This is a genomic window from Mesorhizobium sp. M5C.F.Ca.IN.020.29.1.1 (assembly GCF_003997375.1).
Lineage (GTDB): Bacteria > Pseudomonadota > Alphaproteobacteria > Rhizobiales > Rhizobiaceae > Mesorhizobium > Mesorhizobium wenxiniae.
Window position 1 is genome coordinate 1 of the sequence record NZ_RZSW01000221.1, and the last position, 9,597, is coordinate 9,597.

Below are 9,597 nucleotides of genomic sequence, written 5' to 3' on the forward strand. Positions count from 1 at the left end.
CTGGATGGCCGCGCCCGCGAGGTGCTGGACGGCCTCGGCTTCAGCCAGGAGATGATGGACGGCGACGTCGGAAAACTCTCCGGCGGCTGGAAGATGCGCGTGGCGCTGGCCAGGATCCTGCTGATGCGGCCCGACGCCATGCTGCTCGACGAGCCGAGCAACCATCTCGACCTGGAAAGCCTGATCTGGCTGGAGCAGTTCCTGAAGAACTACGACGGCGCGCTCTTGATGACCTCGCACGATCGCGAGTTCATGAACCGCATCGTCAACAAGGTGGTCGAGATCGACGGCGGCTCGCTGACCGCCTACTCCGGCAACTACGAATTCTACCAGCAGCAGCGGGCGATCGCCGACCGGCAGCAGCAGGCGCAGTTCGAGCGCCAGCAGGCGATGCTGGCCAAAGAGATCGCCTTCATCGAGCGCTTCAAGGCGCGCGCTTCGCATGCCGCCCAGGTACAGAGCCGGGTGAAGAAGCTGGAGAAGATCGATCGCGTCGAGCCGCCCAAGCGCCGCCAGAAGGTATCGTTCGATTTCCAGCCGGCGCCGCGCTGCGGCGAGGACGTGGTGACGCTGAAGAACATCCACAAGCGCTATGGCAGCCGCTCGATCTACGCGGGGCTGGATTTCCAGGTGCGCCGCCGCGAGCGCTGGTGCGTGATGGGCATCAACGGCGCCGGCAAGTCGACGCTGCTGAAGCTGGTGGCCGGCGCTTCCGAGCCGGACAATGGCACGGTGGCGCGCGGCCCGAGCGTCAAGATGGGCTATTTCGCCCAGCATGCAATGGAAGTACTGGAGGGCGAGCGCACCGTGTTCCAGACGCTGGAAGACGCGTTTCCACAGGCAGGCCAGGCGCCGCTCAGGGCGCTGGCCGGCTGCTTCGGCTTTTCCGGCGACGAGATCGAGAAGAAATGCCGGGTGCTGTCGGGCGGCGAGAAGGCGCGGCTGGTGATGGCGCTTATGCTGTTCGACCCGCCCAACCTTCTGGTGCTGGATGAGCCGACCAACCACCTCGACATCGCCACCAAGGAGATGCTGATCTCGGCGTTGTCGCAGTACGAGGGCACCATGCTGTTCGTCTCGCACGACCGCCATTTTCTGGCGGCGCTGTCGAACAGGGTGCTGGAGCTGACGCCCGAGGGCATCCATACCTATGGCGGCGGCTATACGGAGTATGTCGAGAGGACGGGACAAGAGGCGCCTGGGTTGCGGAGCTGAGGCGCAGGCCCGGCGCTGCCGCTCACCGTCACCCCAACGCTCGGAGAGGAAGCCGCGGGATGCTCAGCCGTGCAGAACAATTTCGCGCAGCGGATTGCCGCCGTCGATGAACAGCCGGCCTTGCGCCGTCAACGCCGCCTTGAGCCGTTGCAGGGCGATCTTTCCTGCCTCGGGATGACGCCCGTCCAGCGCGCCGACGCGCACCGCAACGGCAATGTCGAAGTGCTGCTCGCCCGCCTCCAGCTGGAAATCCTCGATCGCGACCTGACGCAGGCTCAGCCGGCCCGCTGCAATCTCGGCGCGCGAGGCGGCCCTGGCCTGCGCGATGGCCTTGGCCGAGCGGTCGATCGCCAGCACGTGGCCGTCGCCAATCCGGCGCGTGATCTCGCGCGACGCAGCACCCGGGCCGCAGCCGATCTCGAGAACCCGCATGCCCTGCTGCAAAGGCAGTGCGTCAACGATCGCCAAAAGCCTTGGCGACAGACCATTGGTCATTCCCTCGTCTCCAGCCTCTTCCGGGATCCGAGATTAGCGGGCGCGGCTGGCGGCAGGAAGGCCGACACCTGAGGGATAGTCGATGTGTTCACCGGCCTCGACGACCGGCAGCCGGCGAAAGCGAACAGTAGGAGGTACTTAAAAAGCGCTTCCCGGATTGAGCGAAAAACCCCGAGCGGCCCGGCGTCGTTGGCCTGAGGGGGGGACTGGCGCCGAGCCTAACCGGTTGGGGGGTAGATCACCGGCCGTAGAGATACATACGCTTAAGCTAATGTAAGCGCAAGCTAATGTTATGCGTTAGCCGTTTCCAGCGGCTGTTTCCTGACCATGGAAGTTTCTGCCGGCCGCTTCCTTGCTGCGCGCTTAATCCGGGTGCTGGAACTGACGCCAGAGGGCATCCACACCTGTAGCGGCGGCAATGTCGAGCGCACCGGCCAGAGGCGCCAGGGCTGAAGCGCAGAGCTGGTGCTCGCTTGGGGCTTCTCGATCGTCGGCTTGACCCTTCACCAAGCCGGCGACATTGTGGATGTGCTGTTCGCCAGTCCATAGCGGTCGTGTGGGAATGGATTTTCGCAACGCCATCGATGAATCGCTGGCCTGGGCCAGCCGATGGTTCGACTATGCCGTCACGCCGTGGTTCTTCTATCAGGCTGCCATCATCGTCGTGCTTTTCCTCGTCGCGAAGCTCGCGGCGCAGCGCATCGAACCGTTCATGGAGAACCGGGCACGCCAGATCAAGGGGCATCCCGGACTGTTGAGGGTCGTCGTTGCGCTGTTGCGGCGCACCGACTGGATCCTGTTCACGGTCTTCCTGCTTGCCGCGCTCACTCTCATGCGCGCCGTCACTTGGCCAAGCCGGACCCATTTCATCTATATCGCGCTCTCGCTATCCCTCGCGTGGCTGTTCGCATCGGTGCTGTCGCGCATCATCCGCAACCGCTTTGTCGCGCGGGCTCTCGCCTGGCTGACCTGGATCTATGCGGCCCTCGTCATTCTGGGCATCGATGACGCCGCCGCGGCTTTCCTGGACAGCCTCGCAATACCTTTGGGGGCGGTGCGCCTTTCGGCGCTCATGGTGCTGAAGGCGGCGCTGCTGCTGATCGCCACGGTTTGGCTTGCGGTGGTCGTCGGCAAGTATATCGATGAGCGCGTCCGGATCTCCGAAGAGCTGACACCCTCGATCCGCGTCCTCGTCGGCAAGGTCGCAAAAGTGGGCCTTGTGCTGGTGGCGGGTGCCATCGCCCTGTCTTCCGTCGGTCTCGACCTGACGGCTCTGACGATATTCTCCGGTGCCGTCGGCGTCGGCCTGGCTTTCGGGCTGCAAAAGGTCGTTTCAAATTTCGTCTCCGGCATGATCATCCTGCTCGACAAGTCCATCAAGCCGGGCGACACCATTTCGCTCGAAGGCACCTTCGGCTGGGTACGCGAATTGCGGGCGCGGTTTGTCTCGGTGGTGACGCGCGACGGCCGCGAATACCTGATCCCGAACGAAGACTTCATTACCCAAAGGGTCATCAACTGGTCGTTCAGCGACAACCTCGTGCGGCTCGACGTGAATTTCGGGGTCTCTTACGACGCCGACCCGCATAAGGTCAGCGAACTGGCGATAGCGGCCGCCATGAGCGTCGGCCGGGTCGAAGCGGACCGGCGGCCGGTCTGCTGGCTCACGGACTTCGGCGACTCCTCGCTCAATTTCGTGCTGCGCTTCTGGATCCACGACCCTCAGCAAGGTCTGACCAACGTGCGCGGCAGGGTACTGCTGGCGCTGTGGGACACCTTTAGGGAAAACGGCATAGACATCCCTTATCCGCATCGCGAGATCATCATGAAGCCGGATGGGCGCGCTGTGAAATCAAGCGGGCGCTGATGGGTAGGGTGCACCGGGTCGCGGCGCCGAAGCCGCTGAGCGCGGCCTTTTCGTCCCTGCCATCTCGGCAACGCTTATTGCCTTCAAGCCATGGCTCCAATGCTGTATCCAGCCCCGAATTCAAGGAGCCTTCGATGACCTCACACCTCGACATCCCCGACGCCGGCATGGCTGCAGCCGGCATGACGGCCGATGACGGGCGCGCCCACGATGATGACGCCTCGTGGCAGGACGATGTTCGCGCGGGCGTGCGGCATGTGCGCGATCTGGATTCCCTGCCGCTGTCGCCGGCCGAGCGCGAGGCGGCTCAAGCCGCGGCGACGCGCCACAAGGTTCGCATCCCAAAAGCCTATCTCGATCTGATCGACTGGAGCGACCCCGCCGACCCCATCCGGGCGCAGGTCATCCCGTCGCCCGAAGAACTGGCCGAGCTGGAAGGCGAGCTCGATGATCCGATCGCCGACCATGCCTTCAGTCCGGTGCCGCGATTGACGCATCGTCATGCCGACCGGGTTTTGCTGTTCCCGACCTATCAATGCGCGGTCTATTGCCGGTTCTGCTTTCGCAAGGAGTCGCTGACTTCGATCGGCCGCGGTTTTTCGCGCGAGGCGCTGGAGCCGGCCTTCGCCTATATCGAGGCCCATCCCGAAATCCGCGAGGTGATCCTGACCGGCGGCGATCCGCTGTCGCTGCCGGACAAGGCGCTTGCGGAAATCCGCGCCCGCATCGAGGCGGTTCCGCATGTGCGGCTCTTGCGCATCCACACCCGCGTGCCGGTCGCTCTGCCCTCGCGTATCACCTCAGGGCTGGTTCGCTCCCTGCAGGGCCGGCTGATGGTCACGGTTGTCACCCATTTCAACCACGCTTGCGAAATCACTGATGCCGCTGAGCAGGCCTGTCGCGCGTTGCGGCAAGGCGGCTTCGTGCTGCTGAACCAGAGCGTTCTCCTGAAAGGCGTCAACGACACGGTCGAGGTGCTGGAGGAGCTGTGCCGCGAGCTGATGTACCGCCTCGGCGTAAAACCCTATTACCTGCACCACGGCGACCTCGCGCGCGGCATGGCGCACCGGCGCACCACCATCGCCGAGGGACAGGCGCTGGCCAGCGCGCTCCGCGCGCGCCTGTCGGGCATCTGCAACCCCGTCTATGTGCTGGACCTGCCGGACGGCGGCGGCAAAGTGCCGCTCGGCGCATCCTATGTCGAGGCGCAGGACGTAGCGACCTGGCAGATTCGCGGGCAGGATGGCGAGCTGAGGGCGTATACGGAGATTGTCGGCGACCTTTGAACCCTGGGTTCCTCGCCCCCGAAGCGGGAGAGGTGGCTCGCGAAGCCGAGACGGAGAGGGGCCTTTCGAGAAACGGAGACTTCCTTCAGCGCGCAAGCTTGTGCCACTCCTCGTTGGAACCGTATCCAATGCCTCGCATTTTAGAGAGACGGGGCAAAGGAGCGCAACGTGAAAGCTTTATCGGCGGTACTTGGCGGCTTCGTGCTGACGTTGGCGGTTTTCGCCAGCGGATTAGCTTTCGCCGTCTGGATTCTTTCCGCCGAGCCGGTGCGGCAGGCCGCCCCGACTTCCAGCGTTGCCGAACTGTGGCCGAGGGAGCCGCGGAAGGTGAACCCCGCTTCGCAGCGTCTTGAGCGCCTTCCCGCCCGCGAGGTCCCAGAGGTCGCAGTTGATCAGGTCCCCGTCGATCGCTCCGAGAAACCTGTCGATGCCGCAGCTTCGGTGCCCGACCCCACCGCTACCGCCTCTATCAAACCGGCAGCCGACGAGCAGCAGGCGCTGCCCGCCGCCCACGTGGAATGGTGCGCAAGCCGCTACCGCTCCTACAGGCCAAGCGACGACCACTACACATCCTATAGCGGAGAGCAGCGTCCCTGCATCTCGCCCTATCTCGATGCCGGCGCGGCCAAGCGCGTCGTACAGCCTGCCGAGAGCGCCAGCTATGCCGAGGCGACCGACACGTGGTCAATGGATGGGAACGTTCCGGCGGATGAAACCGGTGGCGCCTGGCTTCCGCCCGACCACGTGCAATATTGCTTCAGCCGCTATCGCTCCTACCGGCCGGAAGACAACACCTACCAGCCCTATTCCGGCGGCCCGCGCCGGCAGTGCGAGTAGGTAGGGCGGGGGCGGGCTGGCGGCTGCAGTGCGTGGCGCCTTTTGGACCCCACCCAACGATCACACGCAGATTTCTTGGATCGTTCGGGTTGGCGCGGCGTTCATCCGATACCCAAAGGAGGAATCAACATGGGCGACGACCGGGAAGACAGGATTCGTGAGCGCGCATATCAGATCTGGGAACGTGAAGGCCGCATCCATGGCGATCCCGAGCGGCACTGGCACCGGGCCGAGGCCGAGATCGACAGGGAGGCAGCCCTGCCGCTGACGGCAGGCGATGCCCTGCCGGAAACCCGCGAGGTCGCGAGCTCCGACGTCTTGACGGTGGAGGCCCTGGCGGTGCGCACCGGCATATCGGGCGACCAGGCGCAGGAGCTGCTCGACAGGCTGGGAAACGACCGGGCGGCGATCGAGCAAGCCGCGCGCAACCTCAAGGGGAAGCGGCGGCTCGGGGAGTGACAGATGATCAGAAAACTCAAAGACGGAAAATACCGCCTCTATTCGCGCAAGAAGGACGAAAAGACCGGCAAGCGCCGCAATCTCGGGACGTTTGACAGCCGCGAGGCTGCGGAGAAGCACGAACGCAAGGTGCAGTATTTCAAGCGGCATTGAGGGGGCGTGCCGTCGCCTGCCAGGCAGCCGCGTCGGATGCCTGGCGGAACCTGAGCCTGCGAAGACGGCGGCCACGCGTCTCTGCGCCGGACACTTTACGAGAACCTGGTGCGTTCACATCAAGCCTTAGTCCGGAAGCAGGTAGCGACGCCCATGGCGGCTCCAGCGACGTCCCAAGATCGATTTTAGCCAAAGTCTAGCTTTTCGCACTGATCTCCGTCGCATCAGGAGCGAAATCTGACGTCAGGCTCCGTATTCCGACGTCGTACACGCGTACTTCCTCATCGAAGCCCTTGAGGTGGCGCGCGCCGAGGGCGACCATCGGAATCTTGCCGCCGACGGAACACGCCACAGAGTCATCGGTGAGAATTTGCTGATCATCGGCCGACGAACACAGTCTGGACGCCAGGTTCACGACATTGCCGATCGCGGTGTAGTCAACGCGGGCCTCATAGCCAATTCGGCCGACCGTCGCCCATCCCATCGCGAGCCCTATGCCGAAACCGACCGCGTGGCCGCGCAGACGCCACGCGGCGATCAGCCGTTGAATCGCGTCCTGCATGTCAATCGCCATCTTGACAGCGCGAAGCGCCGGCTCCGCGCGCGGCACAGGAGCGTTGACAAGCACCATCAACCCGTCCGCCGAGAAGTTGGTCAGCGTCGCCTCGTAGCGTGTGATGATCGCGCCGAGAGCCTCATAGTAGTCGCGCAACACCTTCATGACGTCATCAGGTTCCGCATGCGCCGAGAACGCGGTAAAGCCGCGTAAATCGCAGAAGACTGCGACCACCTCAGCCCGCTGGCCCGCGAGCACGCTCTCGTCACCGGACCTTTCCACGAGCTCGGCGACCTGCGGTGAGAGAAAGCGTTTCAGCCGCGCGATCCGCTCGGAGCGATCCCGCGATATGGCGAGTTCCTGCGCCATCTGGTTGAACCGGACCGCCAGCCGTTCAAGTTCATCTCCAGTGGCGATGTCGATCCGGTGATCGAACTGTCCGGCCCCAATTTTGTCGGTGCCCTGCTCCAGCAGGCGGATCGGGCCGGTCATGCGCCTGGCAAGCCAGTAGGCGAGCGCCGCCGCCAAGACGATTGCCGCAAGCAACAGGCCACCAGTGCGCCACAAAGAAGCATAGAGCGGTGCAAACGCCTCTGCCTGCGGCTGCTCGACGAACACAGTCCAGCCAACACTGGGGATCGGTGCCATCGCAGTCACGACGCGTTCATCCTCGGCGTTGCGGGCCGTCGTCGCCTCGCCACCTGCTGTGGCGATCTCGTCCCGCAATCTGAGCAGGGCCTCCGCAGTGTTCTCGTCGGTGCCCCGCAACACTTTGCTGATGTCTGGGTGAGCGATGATCCGGCCGTTCTGGTCGAGAACAAATGCCTGGCCGCTGCGCCCCACACGAATTTCCGAAATGACAACCCAAATGAGCTTCAGGTTGATCTCGACGACGACGATGCCGTATCTCTCGCCGGGTCCCCACAGTGCCATGGTCATGAACGGTTCGGAGCCATCGCGGTAGGTGACCGGGCCATACCATATGCCCGTCGACAGGGCTCCCACAACGGCAGGATCACCTGAGCGATCCAATCCTCCTTCAACCCTGTTCAGGTCAATGCGGGAGACGTGCAGCCGCTCCACGCCAGCACGGTCGACAAGACTTATGCTGACGATTGCAGGGGCTTGGCGCATCGCCCGCAGTGCATCCAGCCGTTGTCCCCGGGTGTCCGCGGTCAAGGTCCTTTGGACCATCCAGCCGAGCTGATCCCTGATGTCGTCGAGAAAGCTCTGCATCCTGCCGGCTGCCGATCTGGTCTCGGCCTGCAAGAGAGCGCTGAGCATGGCACGCTGGTCGCGATAGCCGAACCAGGCGTCGCTGATGCCGCTGGCAGCTATGGGGACAATGACGGCGGCGAACAACGCGATGAAGTATTTCCGAAACAGTGATCGGCGCACGGGAGCGGCTTCGCGATGGATCGAATCCCGCACATCATCCTCATTCGATGACTTCGTCAGCCATGAGCAAAACGGTCTGCGGCAGATCGATGCCGAGGGCATTGGCCGTTTTCAGATTGATCGACAGCTCGAACGTCGTCGGCTGCTCGATCGGCAGATCGCCAGGATTCGTTCCCTTGAGAATCCGGTCGACATAGAAAGCCAGCCGATGCAGCATCTCCGCGTAATCTGCGGAATAGGCAAGCAGACAGCCGTTTCGCGGATACCACGGAGCCCATGCCATCGTCGGCAACCGCTGTTCGAGTGCCAGATCGGCGATATGTGCCGCCTCGCCGGCAAGCATGACGTCGGGCAGAACGAAGATTGCCTGCACGCTCTCTTTCTTCATTTCCGGGATTGCGACATCGAGGTCCGCCGGCTGCCTGATGTGATGAAGCTTCACGCCAATGCCGAGCTTTTCGGCCGCGCGCATTGCATCAGCCTCGAATGGCAAATAGGAAACGTCCGGGTTGGCCAGAACCCCGATCGTGACGATACCCGGAATTGCTTCTTTCAGCAGTTCCAGACGCTTGGCAGTAAGTTCGGTCGCATAGTAGCTCACCCCGGTAAAATTGCCGCCTGGCCTGGCGAGGCTGGCGACGAGGCCAGCGGATATCGGATCCCCGCTGACGATCGATACGATCGGGACCGAATCCGTCACCTGGTGGGCTGCACGTCCTGCGGGTTGAGAGCTTGTCACGATCACGTCCACAGGAAGCTGCACCAGCTTGCGCGCCGCTTCGGCAAGTCTGTCGTAACTCTTGCCGGCCGCCTGGCACTCGAGCACAAAGGACTCGCCCATCCTATAGCCCAGTTCCTTGAGCCCCTTCAGAAACGGTCCGAATTCGGCCTGAACAGTACCCGGGCTGCAGTCCCAATAGGTGAGAAGGCCGACATGCGGAACAGTTGCGGCCAGCCCTTGGCTGGCCGCAAACGGTCCAACGAACAGTGCCAGCAGGTAGGCAAGCGAGAAATGCCCTTGACGCATTGGATCCACCCGATGGGTTCGGATCGGCAGCCGATGTCAGGACCATTCCCAAATGACGCGAATTTCACGCTTCGTCGGGCTGCTCATCCAAAAAAAAGTCGTTACCTACATCCAGCACTTGGTACCCAAATATAGCGCTATTTGATCCACTCAGAAAGCGACACCACCAGCTGCTGGGCGGAAAGCGCGAAAGAGACGCACATGACCCCGTTTCGACCGCGCGAAGGTCAGAAAATGGCGTCGACAACCGTCATTCGCGGATATCGCATCAAACGAAGTTGTTGGCGCTAAGCTGACATTCAAC

10 protein-coding genes are annotated in these 9,597 nt (G+C 63.2%); 7 read left to right on the plus strand and 3 right to left on the minus strand.

The window, feature by feature from the left end:
- On the plus strand, positions 1 to 1,215 hold a 1,215-nt coding region (locus tag EOA85_RS18415; protein ID WP_164759734.1), incomplete at its 5' end, for an ABC-F family ATP-binding cassette domain-containing protein.
- A gap of 63 nt (positions 1,216 to 1,278) precedes the next feature.
- Here the strand turns inward: EOA85_RS18415 and EOA85_RS18420 are convergent.
- Positions 1,279 to 1,710: a class I SAM-dependent methyltransferase gene (locus tag EOA85_RS18420; RefSeq protein ID WP_127210677.1), complete on the minus strand. Its 432-nt coding sequence runs from the start codon at positions 1,708 to 1,710 to the stop codon at positions 1,279 to 1,281.
- 327 nt (positions 1,711 to 2,037) lie between these two features.
- On the opposite strand from EOA85_RS18420, the gene EOA85_RS39890 reads away from it, so the two are divergent.
- From EOA85_RS39890 to EOA85_RS18445, 6 genes are all read left to right on the plus strand, one after another.
- A complete protein-coding gene (locus EOA85_RS39890) occupies positions 2,038 to 2,163 on the plus strand; it encodes a hypothetical protein (RefSeq protein ID WP_281033752.1) in 126 nt (41 codons plus the stop codon).
- A gap of 109 nt (positions 2,164 to 2,272) precedes the next feature.
- Complete coding sequence (locus tag EOA85_RS18425; protein ID WP_127210678.1) at positions 2,273 to 3,577, plus strand: mechanosensitive ion channel domain-containing protein; 1,305 nt, start codon at positions 2,273 to 2,275, stop codon at positions 3,575 to 3,577.
- Between the two features lie 182 nt (positions 3,578 to 3,759).
- Positions 3,760 to 4,863 (plus strand): KamA family radical SAM protein, encoded by a 1,104-nt coding sequence (locus EOA85_RS18430; RefSeq protein ID WP_127210683.1) that lies wholly within the window; start codon positions 3,760 to 3,762, stop codon positions 4,861 to 4,863.
- A gap of 168 nt (positions 4,864 to 5,031) precedes the next feature.
- Complete coding sequence (locus EOA85_RS18435) at positions 5,032 to 5,700, plus strand: BA14K family protein (protein ID WP_127210679.1); 669 nt, start codon at positions 5,032 to 5,034, stop codon at positions 5,698 to 5,700.
- Between the two features lie 129 nt (positions 5,701 to 5,829).
- Entirely contained in the window at positions 5,830 to 6,159 is a 330-nt protein-coding gene (locus EOA85_RS18440) for a DUF2934 domain-containing protein (RefSeq protein ID WP_065009114.1), read from the plus strand.
- A 3-nt stretch (positions 6,160 to 6,162) separates the two neighbouring features.
- The gene (locus EOA85_RS18445) at positions 6,163 to 6,312 is read left to right on the plus strand and encodes a hypothetical protein (RefSeq protein ID WP_127210680.1); all 150 of its coding nucleotides are present in this window, start codon (positions 6,163 to 6,165) and stop codon (positions 6,310 to 6,312) included.
- Positions 6,313 to 6,508: 196 nt separating this feature from the next.
- Here EOA85_RS18445 and EOA85_RS18450 read toward each other — a convergent pair whose 3' ends face one another.
- Positions 6,509 to 8,299: an adenylate/guanylate cyclase domain-containing protein gene (locus EOA85_RS18450; RefSeq protein WP_127210681.1), complete on the minus strand. Its 1,791-nt coding sequence runs from the start codon at positions 8,297 to 8,299 to the stop codon at positions 6,509 to 6,511.
- 7 nt (positions 8,300 to 8,306) lie between these two features.
- Positions 8,307 to 9,293 carry an ABC transporter substrate-binding protein gene (locus EOA85_RS18455; RefSeq protein WP_127210682.1) on the minus strand — a complete coding sequence of 329 codons (987 nt, stop codon included), beginning with the start codon at positions 9,291 to 9,293 and terminating at the stop codon, positions 8,307 to 8,309.
- Between the last annotated feature and the right edge of the window lie 304 nt (positions 9,294 to 9,597).